Annotated in this window: 16 protein-coding genes; 9 read left to right on the top strand and 7 right to left on the bottom strand. The window is 57.4% G+C overall.

What is annotated here, in order from left to right; all coding sequences use genetic code 11:
* Nucleotides 1-143 precede the first annotated feature (143 nt).
* The 5 genes from CLV44_RS13745 (at nucleotide 144) to CLV44_RS13765 (ending at nucleotide 4,650) form a co-directional block, all read left to right on the top strand.
* Nucleotides 144-986: an FAD/NAD(P)-binding protein gene (locus tag CLV44_RS13745; RefSeq protein WP_106592696.1), complete on the top strand. Its 843-nt coding sequence runs from the start codon at nucleotides 144-146 to the stop codon at nucleotides 984-986.
* Entirely contained in the window at nucleotides 986-1,810 is an 825-nt protein-coding gene (locus CLV44_RS13750; RefSeq protein ID WP_245912699.1) for an NADH-quinone oxidoreductase subunit B family protein, read from the top strand. The genes CLV44_RS13745 and CLV44_RS13750 overlap by 1 nt, the downstream gene beginning before the upstream one ends.
* Nucleotides 1,803-3,098, top strand: coding sequence for a Ni/Fe hydrogenase subunit alpha (locus tag CLV44_RS13755; protein ID WP_106592697.1), 1,296 nt, complete (start codon nucleotides 1,803-1,805; stop codon nucleotides 3,096-3,098). Before CLV44_RS13750 ends, CLV44_RS13755 begins: the two co-directional genes overlap by 8 nt.
* A complete protein-coding gene (locus CLV44_RS13760) occupies nucleotides 3,095-3,559 on the top strand; it encodes a hydrogenase maturation protease (RefSeq protein ID WP_106592698.1) in 465 nt (154 codons plus the stop codon). Before CLV44_RS13755 ends, CLV44_RS13760 begins: the two co-directional genes overlap by 4 nt.
* Before the next feature lie 158 nt (nucleotides 3,560-3,717).
* Entirely contained in the window at nucleotides 3,718-4,650 is a 933-nt protein-coding gene (locus CLV44_RS13765; protein WP_106592699.1) for a DMT family transporter, read from the top strand.
* Between the two features lie 70 nt (nucleotides 4,651-4,720).
* Here the strand turns inward: CLV44_RS13765 and CLV44_RS13770 are convergent, their stop codons facing one another.
* From CLV44_RS13770 to CLV44_RS13790, 5 genes are read right to left on the bottom strand one after another with little or no spacing between them, the layout of a single operon-like run.
* On the bottom strand, nucleotides 4,721-4,945 hold the full coding sequence (locus CLV44_RS13770; protein ID WP_106592700.1) for a formate dehydrogenase subunit delta: 225 nt from the start codon (nucleotides 4,943-4,945) through the stop codon (nucleotides 4,721-4,723).
* Complete coding sequence (gene fdhD, locus CLV44_RS13775; protein ID WP_106592701.1) at nucleotides 4,935-5,762, bottom strand: formate dehydrogenase accessory sulfurtransferase FdhD; 828 nt, start codon at nucleotides 5,760-5,762, stop codon at nucleotides 4,935-4,937. The genes CLV44_RS13770 and fdhD overlap by 11 nt, the downstream gene beginning before the upstream one ends.
* Nucleotides 5,762-8,629 (bottom strand): formate dehydrogenase subunit alpha, encoded by a 2,868-nt coding sequence (gene fdhF, locus CLV44_RS13780; RefSeq protein ID WP_106592702.1) that lies wholly within the window; start codon nucleotides 8,627-8,629, stop codon nucleotides 5,762-5,764. The genes fdhD and fdhF overlap by 1 nt, the downstream gene beginning before the upstream one ends.
* A 1-nt stretch (nucleotide 8,630) precedes the next feature.
* Nucleotides 8,631-10,193, bottom strand: a complete 1,563-nt coding sequence (locus CLV44_RS13785) for a formate dehydrogenase beta subunit (RefSeq protein WP_106592703.1) — start codon at nucleotides 10,191-10,193, stop codon at nucleotides 8,631-8,633.
* Nucleotides 10,193-10,690 carry a formate dehydrogenase subunit gamma gene (locus tag CLV44_RS13790; RefSeq protein WP_106592704.1) on the bottom strand — a complete coding sequence of 166 codons (498 nt, stop codon included), beginning with the start codon at nucleotides 10,688-10,690 and terminating at the stop codon, nucleotides 10,193-10,195. The genes CLV44_RS13785 and CLV44_RS13790 overlap by 1 nt, the downstream gene beginning before the upstream one ends.
* 120 nt (nucleotides 10,691-10,810) lie before the next feature.
* On the opposite strand from CLV44_RS13790, the gene CLV44_RS13795 reads away from it, so the two are divergent.
* Nucleotides 10,811-11,881 (top strand): substrate-binding domain-containing protein, encoded by a 1,071-nt coding sequence (locus CLV44_RS13795; protein ID WP_170069356.1) that lies wholly within the window; start codon nucleotides 10,811-10,813, stop codon nucleotides 11,879-11,881.
* 46 nt (nucleotides 11,882-11,927) lie between these two features.
* On the opposite strand, the gene mobA is transcribed toward CLV44_RS13795, so the two are convergent.
* Nucleotides 11,928-12,533 carry a molybdenum cofactor guanylyltransferase MobA gene (gene mobA, locus CLV44_RS13800; protein ID WP_106592706.1) on the bottom strand — a complete coding sequence of 202 codons (606 nt, stop codon included), beginning with the start codon at nucleotides 12,531-12,533 and terminating at the stop codon, nucleotides 11,928-11,930.
* Between the two features lie 305 nt (nucleotides 12,534-12,838).
* Here mobA and moaA point away from each other — a divergent pair, with 305 nt between their 5' ends.
* The 3 genes from moaA to CLV44_RS13815 are packed head-to-tail and all read left to right on the top strand — an operon-like array spanning nucleotide 12,839 to nucleotide 15,638.
* On the top strand, nucleotides 12,839-13,825 hold the full coding sequence (moaA, locus tag CLV44_RS13805; RefSeq protein WP_106592707.1) for a GTP 3',8-cyclase MoaA: 987 nt from the start codon (nucleotides 12,839-12,841) through the stop codon (nucleotides 13,823-13,825).
* Between the two features lie 26 nt (nucleotides 13,826-13,851).
* A complete protein-coding gene (moaB, locus tag CLV44_RS13810; RefSeq protein ID WP_106592708.1) occupies nucleotides 13,852-14,397 on the top strand; it encodes a molybdenum cofactor biosynthesis protein B in 546 nt (181 codons plus the stop codon).
* Nucleotides 14,398-14,402: 5 nt separating this feature from the next.
* Nucleotides 14,403-15,638: a molybdopterin molybdotransferase MoeA gene (locus tag CLV44_RS13815; RefSeq protein ID WP_245912700.1), complete on the top strand. Its 1,236-nt coding sequence runs from the start codon at nucleotides 14,403-14,405 to the stop codon at nucleotides 15,636-15,638.
* 139 nt (nucleotides 15,639-15,777) lie between these two features.
* Here the strand turns inward: CLV44_RS13815 and CLV44_RS13820 are convergent, their stop codons facing one another.
* Nucleotides 15,778-16,068 (bottom strand): DUF3817 domain-containing protein, encoded by a 291-nt coding sequence (locus CLV44_RS13820; protein WP_106592710.1) that lies wholly within the window; start codon nucleotides 16,066-16,068, stop codon nucleotides 15,778-15,780.
* Between the last annotated feature and the right edge of the window lie 121 nt (nucleotides 16,069-16,189).

Here is a 16,189-nt window from a genome sequence, read left to right on the forward strand (position 1 = left end):
TCATTTCCCGCCGTATTATCCCCGCTCCAGCTTGTCCCCCGCGCCATCCGCATCTAACGTATAAGGTACACACTGCTGCGGAGCAGCCCCATGTTCGACTCGCCCGTTTCTGCCAGCAAAGCCTTGTCACTCGGCCAACGCCGATGACTCATCCGGCGCTGCCCACCGAAGCCCTGATCCTGAATCGCATTCAGGAGACCGAGGATATTTTCACCCTGCAGTTGCGTCTGACCGACCCGGCGCAGCAGTGGCGTCTGGGCATTCAGCCCGGCCAGTTCAATATGCTTTACCGCTTCGGCGTCGGCGAAATTCCGATCTCGTTCATGGCAATTGCCCAAGATGAACAGGGCCAATCAGTGCTGGCACATACTATTCGCGCGCTGGGCCGGGTCAGTCAGGCGCTGGCAGCACTGCTGCCGGGAGACCGGATCGGCCTGCGCGGTCCCTTCGGCAATGGCTGGCCCTTGCAGCAGGCCGAGGGCATGGACCTGTGTGTGGTCACCGGTGGGCTAGGCTGTGCACCGGCGGTGTCGATCATCGAACATGCTTTTGCCAACCGGGCGCTGTATGGCCACATTCATATTATTCAGGGGGTCAAGCACTCGGCCGACCTGCTCTGGCGCAGCCGTTACGAATTCTGGGCACAACAGCCGGAAACGACTGTGTTGATGGCGGCAGATGTCGCCGCACCCGGCTGGCCCTGGTACAGCGGCCGCGTCACCGAGCTGATCAAGCGCTTGCCGCTCAATCCCGAACACACCCTGGTGTGCTGCTGCGGCCCCGAACCGATGATGCAGGCCAGTGCCGAGCAGCTGATCCGCCAACACGTACCGGCCGACGCGATCTGGCTAAGTATGGAGCGCAACATGCAGTGTGCCAGCGGCCATTGCGGCCATTGCCAGTTCGGTGCCGACTTCATCTGCCGCGACGGCCCGGTGATGCCCTATCCGCGCTTGCGTGATCGCCTGGGCCTGGAGGGCGTTTAATGAAGAGCCTGATGACCAAACCCCGCATCGCCGTACACAAGTTCAGCTCCTGTGATGGTTGTCAGCTCGCCTTTCTCAATCTGGGTGAAGCGTTGCTGCAACTGAACGCACAGGTCGATATTCTGCATTTTCTTGAAGCGGGCATGAGCGATGCCGAGGCCGACGTGGACATCGCCTTTGTCGAAGGCAGCCTGTCGACCCCGGACGAACTGGACCGCATTCGGCAGGTACGCGCCCACAGCCGCTATCTGGTCACCATCGGTGCCTGCGCCACCAGCGGTGGGCTGCAGGCGCTACGCAATCTGGACGGCAATCACGATGATTGGCGTGACGCCATCTATGCCCGCCCCGAATTCATCCACACGCTGAAGCACGTCAAACCGGTCGCTGCCGAGGTCAAAGTGGACCTGGAACTTTGGGGCTGTCCGGTCAGCAGCGCTCAAGTGCTGGCCGCGGTGCGTGCGCTGCTGTTTGGCGTAGCCCCGGTGGATGATCGTGACCGCGTCTGCCTGGAGTGCAAGCGCCAACAGGCAGTCTGCGTTATGGTCACTCAGGGTGTGCCCTGTATGGGGCCTGTCACGCGCACCGGTTGCGGTGCCCTGTGTCCACGCTTTGGCCGCGACTGCTATGGTTGCTACGGCCCCAGCGAAACCGCCCAGACTGACACCCTGGCCCGCCGCTTTGCCGGTCTAGGCCTGCTGCCCGACGCCATCGCCCGCCGTTTTCTGCTGATCAATTCCCAGGCACCCGCATTCTTGCAAACCGGCCGCGTCTTTCACCGCTCGCCAGCACGCGCTCAACCGCCAGGAGATCAGGATGACTAGCCGCCGTATTCGTATTGATGTTCCGGCGCTGACCCGCGTCGAAGGTGAAGGCTCACTGCGGCTAGAGGTCAGGGATGGCAAGCTGGTCGAACTGGGACTGTCGATCTTCGAGCCACCACGCTACTTTGAGAAATTTCTGGAAGGTCGCGAGGCCAGGGAAGTCGTCGATATCGTCGCCCGTATCTGCGGTATCTGCCCGGTCGCGTACCAAATCAGCGCGCTCAATGCACTGGAATCACTCGCCAACGAATCTGCGCCAGACTGGGCGTTAACGATGCGACGGGTATTCTATTGCGGCGAATGGCTGCAGAGCCATGCCCTGCATATTCACCTGCTGGCACTGCCGGACTTTCTCGGCTTCGACAACGCCATTGCCATGGCCGGGCAGCACCCTGATGAAGTGAAGCGCGGCCTCAAACTGCAAGGGCTTGGCAACGCGCTCATCCGCCTGTTCGGTGGGCGCTCGGTACACCCGGTCGGAGCGCGGCTCGGCGGTTTTCATCATGCGCCTGCAGCGGATGACGTGTCCGCCCTTACACATAAACTGAAAGCGGCCCAAGCGGATGCCGCTGACCTTACCCGCTTCTGCGCCAGCCTGCCGTTGCCGAATGACCCTCAAGACTTTATCGGCGTAGCCCTGCACCACCCCGACCGCTACGCCATGGAATGTGGCAACATCCGCACCAGCACCGGTTTGATGCTGAGTGCTGCCCAGTTCGAACAGCACTTCCATGAGACCCAAAAGTCCGATTCGACTGCACTTTGGTCCGACTTTGACGGCCAACCCTACCTGACCGGACCGCTGGCACGACTGAACCTCAACCACGCTCAACTGCCCGATTTTTTGCACACCCGGCTGGGCGAAATAGGCCTGGCACTGCCGTCCAGCAACATGTTCCACAGCCTGATTGCCCGCGCAGTGGAGATCGAACTGGCTCTGCATGAAGCCATTACCCTGCTTGAGGGCTACACCTGCCCGGCTGCGCCCTATGCTCCGCTATCTTTGCAGGCAGGCACCGGCTACGGCATGAGTGAAGCACCACGCGGGCTGCTTTGGCACCGTTATGAGATCGGTGAGGATCAGCTGATCAAGGCCGCCCGCATCGTCCCGCCCACCAGCCAGAACCAGGCGCGAATAGAAGCAGACCTGCACCGTTCACTCACAGCCTTCGGACTGGATCATGACGAAGACGCATTAAGACTTCGAGCCGAACAGGTGATCCGAAACTATGATCCCTGCATCTCCTGCGCCACCCACTTTCTGACCCTGAAGAGAGTTGAACGGTGAATGCCCACCGTGCCGGGCGTCATCTGATTATCGGGATAGGCTCACCCTTCGGCGATGATCAGGCGGGGTGGCGGGTCATCGAACATCTGCAGCGGATGGATCTGCCGCCCGAGGTACAGCTGCTGAGCCTGGACCGACCGGGACCGGCGCTGATTGAGCAGATGCAGGGATACAGCTCGGTTATCCTGATCGATGCTGTACGCACCGACCAATACCCGCCCGGTGCCTGCCTGGAATTGACGCCTGAGCAGCTGTCCGGTCTGGATTCGCTCTCCACCCATGGATTCGGCCTGGCGGTAGTACTCAGGCTGGCCTCGACATTAGCGCAATTGCCGACACGGCTGCGCCTGTTCGGACTGTGTATGCCAACCGTCCCCACACCCCATGCAGCCTTGAGCCCTGAAATGCGGGCAGGTGTGCTGCAACTGACGCAGCAATTATCTGCAACGCTGAACACCTGATACTGCGCTTTCACCACCGATGACAAAATAATATGTCCGGCAAAATATTTACCGCCAGCGGCTGCATTGCGACCGAATAGTATGTAACCTTCGTTACACTTAATAATTCCGGATGGTTGGCTTCAACTGTATTGCCAACCACGTCATAAGGAGTGTTCATGGTCACCCAACGACGCCACCTTGACCTGCTGGCCGTCAGCCTCTTGCTGATGTTGTGTCTGGGCTGGGGCTTTCAGCAGATTGCCATCAAAATGGCGGCGGACGATATCGCGCCGACGTTACAGATCGGCCTGCGTTCGGCTTTTGCCGCCGTGGTACTGCTATTGCTGATGCTGCGCAGCGAAGGTCTAAAGCTGTTCAGCGATGGCACCCTGAAGGCCGGGTTACTGGCCGGTGCCATGTTCGGTACCGAATTTCTGTTCGTCGGTGAAGGACTGGTGCGCACCAGTGCTTCTCACGTTGTCGTGTTCCTTTATACCTCACCGATTTTCACCGCGCTGGGAATGCATTTCATCCACCCTGACGAGCGCCTGAGCAGGTTGCAATGGAGCGGGATAGCCTTGGCTTTTGTCGGCATCTGCATCGCATTCATGGGCGGTGGCGAAGCCGCCGGTACCAGCTTGCTGGGCGATGCGTTCGCATTGGCCGCCGGTGCGGTATGGGGCTTTACCACCGTGGTCATCCGAGGTTCGGCCCTGTCGGAGGCACCTGCCATCAAGACCCTGTTCTACCAGATGGCCATCACGGCAATATTGTTGATCAGTGCAGCATTTCTGATGGGCAACGGGACCATGAACTGGACCCCGGAAACGACGACCAACCTGGCCCTGCAGGCGGTGTTGATCGCACTGGCCAGCTACCTGACCTGGTTCTGGCTGCTGAAACGCTATCTGGCCTCGCGCATGGCAACCTTCGTCTTCATCACACCGCTATTGGGCGTTGTATTCGGTGTGATGATTCTGGATGAAGTACTCAGCACCAGCTTTGTCAGCGGAGGACTCATGGTGCTGACCGGTATTTTCCTGGTCAGTGCCAAAGACCTGATCAACCAACGCAAGGCACGCCGGCTGCGCGAAGCAATCGGAGACTGATCGGGCTCCTGCGTACTCGGCATTCCGGTTATACACACTCGATAGTGGGCAAAGCCGGAATCAGGTGGACTTACAACGCTCCACGCAATCTCTCCCCCGCCAACTGCGCCGCAGAATGGAGTTCATTGCTGCCGTGTTCGATCAGCTCGTGCAGCTGTTGCTTCATACGGCGTGACCAGAATTTTTGCACATGCCCCTCAATCAACGCGGCAACGCTGGCCTCGTCTCCTGCGCTGGCGTTGTTGATGGCGATATGGTTGAGCATTTTGATCAAAGACGTCTTTTCATGCGACATGACTGTCGTCCCCGTTATCTGTGGTTGTGTAGATTACATGGCGACCCTGTCGGGCAAAACCGATCAGGTGGATACCGGCACGGCTGGCCTGCTCGATCGCCAATGCCGTAGGTGCCGAGACAGCGACCAGTGCGCCTATATTAGCGGCGGCACATTTATGCACCATTTCAAAGCTGGCGCGACTGGTGATCAGGACGAAACGTCCCGCATAATCCGTTGAATCCTGAATGCAACAGGAGGCCATCGCTCCGATCAGTTTGTCCAATGCATTGTGTCGCCCCACGTCCTCGCGCAGCAGCCGAACCCTGCCACTCTCGTCACAAAGCGCAGCACCGTGTACGGCCCCCGTACTACGTTGTAGCTGTTGATGCTTGCGCAGCTGCGTCAGAGCGTTTTCAATCGCGTCGGCACTCGGCAAAGGAGCCGGCCTAACCAGCCTGGGCGTGCCAATTGCCTGTTCCAGAGATTCAGCACCACAAAGCCCACACCCCGTGCGTCCCGCCAGATTACGACGACGGTGCTTGAGTTTTTCAAAGCACTCGGTTGCCAGTTCAAGCTGCAATTCGATACCCAGTGGATGCTGAACAACTTCGGTGCCATACAATTGTTCCGGCCGTTCAATGATGCCCTCACTGAGACTGAAACCACGCCCGAAGTCCTCGAGGTTGTCGGGAGTGGCCATCATGACCACATGGGATAACCCGTTATAGGCCAGTGCGACGGCTACCTCATCCGCCACCTGGTCTTCGGCACACTCCAGGGCGGCACCCTTACGGCGCAACACCTGGACGTGTTGTTCGCCCTTGAGTACCGCCATCAGGATTGCTCCGAGCGGGCCTCGCGGAGAAAACTCTGCTGGCGATGATGGTTGTCATGGAAGTTCTTCTGCCACTCGGAAGGCTGGCTTACCTTCTCAACCTGTACCGCTGTTACCTTGTACTCGGGGCAGTTAGTGGCCCAGTCCGAATTGTCGGTGGTGATCACATTGGCACCGCTGTGTGGGTGGTGAAAGGTGGTATACACCACGCCCGGCTGCATGCGTTCACTGATGCGTGCACGCAATACCGTGTGCCCGGCGCGACTGCTGATCCCGAGCCAGTCCCCTTCGTTGATGCCCCGTTCCTCGGCATCATGCGGATGCACTTCCAGCATATCTTCGCTGTGCCAGACCTGGTTCTCGGTACGGCGAGTCTGGGCACCCACATTGTACTGACTCAGAATACGCCCGGTGGTCAACAGTAGTGGAAAGCGACGACTGGCCCGTTCAGTAGTCGGTATGAATTCAGTAATGGCGAACTGCGCTTTGCCAATCGGAAAACTGTCCACGTGCATGATCGGCGAGCCTGTCGGGTACGTGTCGTTGCAGGGCCATTGCAGGCTGCCGTGCTGCTCCAGCTTGTCGTAGTTCACGCCCGCAAAACTAGGCGTCAGGCTGGCAATCTCGTCCATGATTTCGGACGGATGGCTGTAGTTCATCGGGTAGCCCAGTGCATTGGCCAAATCCTGAGTCACCTCCCAATCCTCTTTGCCCGCCAGCGGCGGCATCACCTTACGTACGCGGTTAATGCGGCGCTCTGCATTGGTAAAGGTGCCGTTCTTCTCCAGAAAGGTGGAGCCGGGCAACAGCACATGGGCAAACTTTGCGGTTTCGTTGAGGAAAATATCCTGCACAATCAGGCAATCCAGAGCGCGCAGCGCCTGTTCCACATGCTGGGTATTGGGGTCTGATTGGGCGATATCCTCGCCTTGCACATACATCGCCCTGAAAGCACCGGCGATGGCGGCATCGAACATGTTGGGAATGCGCAGGCCCGGTTCAGGATCGATCGCTACGCCCCAGGCGGCCTCAAACTGTCCACGAGCCACAGGGTCGGACACGTGCTGATAGCCTGGCAGTTCATGCGGGAAGGACCCCATATCACAGGAGCCCTGCACGTTGTTCTGTCCGCGCAGGGGATTGACGCCTACACCTTCACGGCCGATGTTGCCGGTCGCCAGCGCCAGGTTGGCGATCCCCATTACGGTGGTAGACCCCTGGCTGTGCTCGGTTACCCCCAGACCGTAATAAATCGCCGCGTTGGGGGCCTTGGCAAAGGCTCGGGCTGCTGCACGTACCTTATCGGCTGACACCCCAGTGATTGCTTCCACGTTTTCCGGTGCATGACGCTCATCAGCAATAAAATCGCGCCATTGGCTGTAGCCCTTGGTGTCACAACGACTGGCAATAAAGTCGCTGTCTTCAAGCCCTTCGTTGATCACCACGTGCGCCAGTGCGTTGACCATGGCCACGTTGGAGCCCGGACGCAGCGGCAGATGCATGGCATCATTCAGGTGCGGCGTATCCAGCAGATCAATATGACGCGGGTCGGCCACTATCAAACTGGCTCCCTCGCGCAGACGACGGCGCAGCAACGAACCAAACACCGGGTGCGCATCGGTGGGGTTGGCACCAATCACCAGCACGCAGTCAGCCTTCAATACTGAATCAAAGGTTTGGGTACCGGCAGACTCGCCCAGTGTCTGCTTCAGGCCATAGCCGGTAGGGCTGTGGCAGACTCGGGCACAGGTATCGGTGTTGTTGTTGCCAAAGGCCGTGCGGATCAGTTTCTGGACCAGGTACGCCTCTTCGTTGGTACAACGTGAGGAGGTAATCCCGCCCACACTTTCACGGCCATGCTCGGCCTGAATCTCTTTCAGACGACGGGCAGCAAAACCGATCGCTTCTTCCCAGCTCACTTCACGCCAGGGCTGGTCGATGCTATCGCGAATCATCGGCGCACGGATGCGGTCCTTGTGCGTGGCGTAGCCAAAGGCGAAACGGCCTTTGACACAGGCATGACCATGGTTCGCTTCGCCGCCCTTGTAAGGCAGCATACGCACCAGCTTGTCGCCTTTCATTTCCGCCTTGAATGAGCAACCCACGCCACAGTAGGCACAGGTCGTCACCACTGAGTGTTCCGGCTGACCCATTTCGATAACGGAGTTTTCCGTCAGAGTTGCCGTCGGGCAAGCCTGCACACAGGCACCACAGGAGACACATTCGGAATCGAGGAAGCTTTCATCCTGACCGGCAGCGACACGGGAATCGAAACCGCGACCATCGATTGTCAGCGCAAACGTACCCTGAACTTCAGAACAGGCGCGCACGCAACGGGAGCAGACGATGCACTTGCTGGGGTCATAGGTGAAATAGGGGTTGGAGGTATCCTTCTCCGCCTGCAGATGGTTCTCGCCATCAAAGCCATAACGAACTTCGCGTAGTCCTACTACGCCAGCCATATCCTGCAGTTCACAGTTACCATTGGTCGGGCAGGTCAGGCAGTCCAGTGGATGGTCGGAGATATACAGCTCCATGATATTACGACGCAGCTTGGCCAGTTTGTCGTTCTGGGTCCATACCCTCATCCCCTCTTCCACGGGAGTGGTGCAGGAGGCTGGCATGCCGCGACGGCCATCGATCTGCACGGCACACAGACGGCAGGAGCCAAAGGCGTCCAGATTGTCACTGGCACAGAGCTTGGGAATATTGATGTCGGCCAGTGCCGCCGCACGCATGACGGAAGTGCCTTCGGGCACGCGGCTCTCGACGCCATCGATTTCCAGCGTAATCTGCTTCTCACTTAGCGAGGCCGGGGTACCGTAGTCACGGTTGTAATCCAGCTTGGGATCAAAATGCTGCAACATGTCAGACCTCCTCCAGCACGCGGTTCGGGGTGGAAACGAAATCCTCGCCAAAGTGCTTTATCGCACTTTGTACCGGGAAGGGCGTCATGCCGCCCATGGCGCAGAGCGAGCCATCCACCAGGGTTTCGCAAAGATCGGCCAGCAGTTCCAGATTGGCCTCTCTGTTCTCGCCCGCACGAATACGGTCGATCACCTCAACCCCGCGCGTGGAACCTATTCGGCATGGCGTACACTTGCCGCAGGATTCGGCGACACAGAACTCCATGGAGAAACGGGCCTGTTCACTCATGTCGACGCTGTCATCGAACATCACTACGCCGCCATGGCCCAGTACGGCACCTTCGCCAGCAAAGGCTTCATAATCCAGTGCGGTATCCCACTGGCTTTCCGGCAGATAAGCGCCCAGTGGGCCGCCCACCTGCACCGCGCGCAGCGGACGGCCATTGCGTGTGCCACCACCGAAATCGAACATCAGTTCACGCAGGCTGGGGCCAAAGGCTAGCTCCACCAGACCTCCCCGTTTCACATTACCCGAGAGCTGGAACGGCAGTGTGCCCCGTGAACGGCCCATGCCGCAGTCGGCATAGGCCTGAGCCCCCTGATCCAGAATAAAGGGCACTGCCGCCAGCGACAGCACGTTGTTGACCACCGTCGGCTTGCCGAACAGGCCCACAATCGCAGGCAGCGGCGGCTTGGCGCGGACCAGGCCACGTTTGCCTTCAAGGCTTTCCAGCAGCGATGTTTCCTCACCGCAAATGTATGCACCCGCGCCCATACGAACTTCCAGATCAAAACGGCACCCGCTACCCTGAATGTTGTCACCCAGCAGGTTATTGGCATAAGCAGTGGCAATGGCGCTGTTCAGCGTCTCAAACGCCAAGGGGTATTCAGAGCGCAGATAAATGTAGCCCTGGGTCGCGCCCACGGCGAGACCGGAGATGGTCATGCCTTCGATCAGCATGAAGGGATCACACTCCATCACCAGACGGTCAGCAAAGGTGCCGGAGTCACCCTCGTCGGCGTTACACACGATATATTTTTGTTCGGCGCAAGCATCGAGTACCGTCTGCCACTTGATACCGGTCGGAAAGGCTGCCCCGCCCCGCCCGCGCAGGCCCGACGCCTTGACCGCATCGACAATCGCCTGGGCATCTAGAGCCAAGGCATTGGACAAGCCCTGATAACCTGAATGTGCCCGATAATCAGCCAGCGACAATGGATCAATCACACCGGCCCGGGCAAAGGTCAGCCGTTGCTGCCGTTTCAGATAGGGAATTTCTTCGACCGCCCCCAGCGCCAGCGGATGATCCTGACCACCACGCCAGAACTCGACATCGAACAGGGCATCAAGATCCTTCTCTTTCACCGGACCGAAACCCATGCGCCCCTGAGGAGTATCCACCTCCACCAGCGGCTCTAACCAATACAGGCCACGACTTCCGTTACGCACGATTTCAAGCCCAACGCCACGTTCAACGGCCAGTGCGGTCATTTTCCGTGCCAGCCGATCAGCACCCAGTGCTTTTGCCGTGGTATCGGAAGGAATGTAAATTCGCGTGTTCATCACTTCACCTCCAGTCGTTCGGTTTTGAGGTCATCCATCAGCACATCGAACGCATCGGGCGTTACGAAGGCGTGGATATCATCACCGACACGCACAGAGGGGCCGCAGGCACAGTTGCCAAGGCAATATACGGGTTCCAGCGTTACTGTTCGATCTTCACTGGTGCCATGGTAATCAATGCCAAGTGTCTGTTTGGCATGAGCTTCCAGCGCACGTGCACCTTGTGCCTGACAGGCCTCGGCACGGCACATTTCTACCACATGACGGCCCGGTTGCTGGTTACGAAAATGATGGTAGAAGCTGATCACGCCGTGTACTTCGGCACGCGTGGTTTTGAGTGCCGGCGCAATCAGCGCCACCGCTTCGGCAGGAATATGGCCGAAGCGGTCCTGCAACGCATGCAGAATCGGCAGCAGTGCACCCGGCCGGGATTTCAGCTCCTCAATGATCGCGCCAGCGACCTCCGGGTGCCAAGGTGTGATGTCCGTATTGCTCATGGTCTGACCTCCTGTCGCCAGGATATGAACTGGAGTTCATATCTGAATGGAGTATTGATCTTATTATCCGAGCCAAACTACCATCAGCCATCAAACTACAAAATATGAAATAAAGTGCCTATTAACAAAATCAATATCGTACCCACCTGGTCCTTCCGTGACGAAAGCGGCCGAGAACTGGATCCGCAGCTGTTCTCACTGTTGAGATACATCGAGACGGACGGAAAGCTGACATCGGCAGCCCAGTCGGTCGGCATCTCCTATCGCCATGCCTGGAATCAACTCAACAAATGGGCCGATTTTTTCGGCACACCGCTGGTTGAACTACAAAAAGGCCGGGGCGCACGGCTGACACCGTTGGGCGCCAAACTGGTGTGGGCAGAAAAACGCGTGATTGCCCGCCTGGAACCACAACTCGACAACATCACGTCCGATCTCAATCTGGAGCTGTCGCGCCTGCTGGAGGGCACACGCCCTTGCCTGCGACTGCAGGCAAGCCATGGATATGCAGTCGAGTTGCTGCCCCGTTTCGTCCAGTCGTTCGAACTGGATCTGCAGTATCGCAACGCCCGCGAGGCACTGGCATCACTGGGGCGCGAGCAGTGCGACCTGGCGGGGTTCCACCTGCCGGTGAGCGTATTGAGCGAGGAAATGAAATCCCTGCCCATCCGCCTGCTGAAGCCACGTGCCCATCGCATCATCCGCTTCATCACCCGACAGCAGGGACTGATGGTAGCGGCAGGTAACCCACTCGCCATTCAGGGGCTGGACGATCTGCACCGCGAGGATCTGGTATTTATCAACCGGGAGAATGATTCAGGCACCCGATTGTTGCTGGACGAGCTGTTACGCCGTGGAGGGCACGGCAGCAGCAGCTCGCTGTCAGCCGCCGGTATTGAATACACCCATTCGGCCATCGCAGCCCATGTAGCGGCCGGGATGGCCGATATGGGTTTTGGTGTGCAGGCCGCAGCCGGCCAGTTCGGGCTTGATTTCATCCCCTTGGCACAAGAGCAATACCTGCTGGCGTGCCACCAGCGCACATTGGAGCATCCGGCCTGCCAGATATTGCTGGCCTTGCTGCGCAGCGAACCGTTTCGAGCCGCCGTTGCTGAACTGCCGGGGTATGATGCCCACAACAGTGGCGAGGTGCTGACACCGGATGTACTCTTTGCACAAATGCAGAGCTGAAGCTGCACAGGGTCTGGCAACCGGCGGCGATACCGCCAGAGCACACTCATACACCTCGGGTTTCCGCCTGTGCAATATCTTCACGGCTGTTCAGGTTGGCAAAGGCGGAAGCCTGATCACTGAAATCGGCAACGGCCACATCCAGCTGTGACATCCAACCCTTCATGCTCCGAACATCGTCCGCAAGGGCCTGGGCCAATCCGGGCTGAAGATCTCTGTGCACCAGGCAGCTGAGCCACTGCATGCGCCCGCCATCATGGGCCACTGCAATACCATCCCTGCTCTGTTCGACTGCCCGCCATAAGCGCGCAACCAGATCTTCCGGAATCCAGGGAGTGTCGCAAGCACTGAACACAACCCACTCCGTTTTGGCGCTGGCCAGTCCCGTCAAAATACCGGCCAGAGGCCCTGCGTAACCATCGACAAGGTCGGAGACGACCTGAAACCCAAACTGGGAATACTGCTCCGCTGAACGGTTGGCGTTGAGTATCAATGTGCCAACCTGAGGGCCCAGACGGTTTCTGACACGCACCGCCAGTGGCTGACCTGCCAGCAATATCAGACCCTTGTCATGCCCGTCCATTCTCTGGCCTCGACCGCCAGCCAGAATTACACCCGTCAACTTTTTCGGATCAAGGTTACGCTGCGACACACCACCCTCCTGAGATCCATGTTACCGCTCTGCCAAGCGGGAAATATTCATGTTTTGGCAGTTCCGGTTGCGCCTTTAGGCTAATTGCCCAGTGCTTTAAGGCGTGTAAAGTGCCGGCTGTTTCACCAAGTTTCGTCCCGAATTTCCAATCAGATTGCGCTGGACTTCAAGCACGAACCTCGGCACAGTGCGCTAGTGTCTCATCAGCCTGAGGCGTTTAAAACCCTGCTCACCCTGTGAATCAGCCACAGATTTTCCGGTCGATTGGTGACCATACAAAACAAATATAAATCGGGGAGATTCCCATGCCCTCCCAGCTTATCGACCGTTTTGGTCGACGTGTAAATTACTTGCGTCTGTCCGTCACTGACCGCTGCGACTTCCGCTGCGTGTATTGTATGACGGAAAAAATGCAGTTCCTGCCGCACAGCGAAGTGCTGTCGCTTGAGGAACTGTATGAGGTAGCCGCCGCCTTCAGCCAGCTGGGCACCAACAGGATTCGCCTGACCGGGGGGGAACCGCTGGTACGGCGCAATATTATGAGCCTGATCGAACGGTTAGGCCGTCTGCCGGCAGAATTGAGCCTGACAACTAACGGCTCCCAATTGCAGAAAATGGCCCAGGATCTTGCGGTTTCTGGCGTTGACCGTCTGAATATTAGCCTGGATTCCTTGCAGCATGAACGTTTCAAGGATCTAACCCGAACAGGTCGTTTACATCAGGTACTGGATGGCATTGAAGCGGCCCGCTCTGCCGGTTTCAAACGCATAAAGCTGAATACGGTGGTGCTCAAAGGACGCAACGATGATGAAGTGCTCGACCTGATCGAATTTGCCCGCCGCTCTGAGCTGGATATCAGTTTTATTGAAGAGATGCCGCTGGGTCAGATTACCGAGCATGGCCGTGCTGAAAGCTACTGCTCCAGTGATGAGCTGCGTGAGCTGATTGGCACACACTTTGATCTCCACCCCTCGACCGAGCGTACGGGCGGACCTTCACGCTATTACCGCCTACCCGGCAGCGATATTCGGATCGGGTTTATTTCGCCCCACAGCCATAATTTTTGCGGAGACTGTAACCGGGTGCGAGTCACCGTGGAAGGCCAGCTGCTCCTGTGCCTGGGCAATGAACACTCCGTTGACCTGCGTGACGTACTGCGCAACCATCCAGGCGACCGGGCGCGCTTGCAACAGACAATCATCGACTCCATGGCGATCAAGCCGGAAAAGCATGAATTCAGTTTTGAAGATGAACCACAAATTCTTCGTTTCATGAATATGACGGGCGGTTAATTCAGAAACCTCTGTAGGGACTCAATATGTCACACACAACCGAAAAAGCCTTTACTCCTCTCAATATTGCCGTTCTTACCGTATCGGACACGCGTACACCAGAAACAGACACCTCTGGCGATACACTTGTCGAGCGCCTTGAAAAGGCCGGCCATACGCTGATCGAAAGGGATATTGTCAAAGACAATATCTACCTGCTGCGCGCTCGAGTATCTTTGTGGATTGCCGATGTTGATATTCAAGTCGTACTGTTGACCGGCGGCACCGGTTTTTCTCACCGAGACTCCACTCCTGAAGCTATTTCACCGCTGCTGGACAAGCATATCGAAGGCTTCGGCGAGCTGTTCCGTCAGCTGTCGCATGAAGAGATCGGCACTTCAACCATTCAATCCCGTGCCCTTGGTGGTCTGGCCAATGGAACCCTGATTTTCTGTCTGCCCGGCTCAACGGGTGCCTGTAAAACCGGATGGGATCGCATTATTTGCGAGCAACTGGATGCCCGACATCGCCCATGCAACTTTGTCGGCACCTTGCAACAGGCGCTGGAAACCCGTCGAACCGAGCAGGGATAATAATCGTGACCAATCCATACCAAGACCCCTGCTCACAACCGGGCCTCATTCCGTTGGAACAGGCCCGACAGCACCTGCTGGACCAGGCCCATTGCCGTGTCGAGCCTGAACGTTGCGCACTGCTTGATGCCAACAGCAGGGTGCTTGCAGCTGATCATGTCGCTCGTATCGACGTGCCACCCTCCGATAACAGCGCCATGGATGGCTATGCCGTCCGCTATGCCGACACGGCAGCAGACGTACCCACTGAAATGGAAGTCAGTCAGCGCATTCCCGCGGGCACCGCGCCCGCCGCCCTGAAGGCCAACACGGCAGCACGCATCTTTACCGGTGCCCCGATTCCGCCCGGTGCCGATGCCGTGGTCATGCAGGAGCAGGTGTCTGTTGCAGGCAGCCGGGTTGTATTGCCTGCCAGTATAAAACCGGGGCAGAACATTCGTCCGCGTGGCCAGGACATTGCTAACGGGGAAACGTTGCTGGCCGCCGGTGCGCGGCTTGATCCCCTCAGCATCGGCGTCCTTGCATCGGTCGGTGCTGAGTCGGTCAGTGTGTATCGCCCCCTGCGAGTAGGCGTGATGTCGACCGGTGACGAGCTGGCAGAGCCCGGCACCCCGCTGCAACCGGGTCAAATCTATAACTCGAACCGTTATCTGTTGCTGACGCTAATACGTCAACTGGGAATGGAGCCGGTAGACCTTGGCACGACTCCTGACGAACCGGACGCCACCCGGGCAGCCTTACAGCACGCCGCAGAAACAGCCGACGTCATCCTGACTACTGGCGGCGTTTCTGTCGGTGAAGAAGACCATGTCAAGGATGCCATTGAGGCACTAGGACATCTGGATATGTGGCGACTGAACCTGAAACCGGGCAAACCCTTTGCTGCCGGTCACGTTCAGTCCATTCCATTCTACGGACTGCCCGGCAATCCAGGCGCGGTGATCGTTACCTTTGCCCTGCTGGTACGCCCCTGCCTACTGAAAGCCCAGGGTGCTACCGACTTCGGTGTTAAAACACGTAAGGTACGCGCTGGCTTCAACCGTTCACGCACCAATACACGTGAGGAATACCTGCGTGTATCTCCGGGAACAAATGACGATGTGCTGCTGAGCGAGAACCAGAGCTCAGGTGTACTGTCCGTATTCATGCGCACCGAAGGCCTGCTGCGGGTACCGGCCAATACCGCTATTCGGCAAGGCGACCTACTGGAGTTTATCGACTTCAAGGACGTGTTGTACTGAGGGTGCCCGGCCAAGGCCACTGAATATTAGCTGCCAAGCTTAGAGATACTGTTGCAAAGTGCGGGGGCAGGACCAATAGTAAAAGCAGCCATTTGGCTGCTTTTACATTTTTTCACGACTTGAATATAGTGGTTAACAATCAAGTCGTTGCGCGGACAGCGGACTCACCAGACTCTTTTCGCATAAAGAGTTCTACAGCAATAAAAGCAAATGGAACGAGAGAAGCCAGGAAGACAAGAAGCCAAACTGTCACGGGCCATTCTTTGGCATGTGACACTTGAAGCGATAGCATCAAATATACGATAAATAGAACACCATGCGCCATGCCGAGGTAGGAAACAAAATCACGACTGATAAACCCCAAGGTAACACTTAGTATCAGTAGATAGGAAAGCCCTTCCAGCACACTGACCATTCTGAAATATTTCAAAATCCACTCCCGTTAAGTTAATAATTTTCCATAAAAATATATATTGTCTATTTATTTAACACTATAGGAAATATAGTTTATTAATTTTCAATATGCTTTAAAAGTCATTCACTGGCACGAT

It is taken from the genome of Marinobacterium halophilum, from assembly GCF_003014615.1.
Classification (GTDB): domain Bacteria; phylum Pseudomonadota; class Gammaproteobacteria; order Pseudomonadales; family Balneatricaceae; genus Marinobacterium; species Marinobacterium halophilum.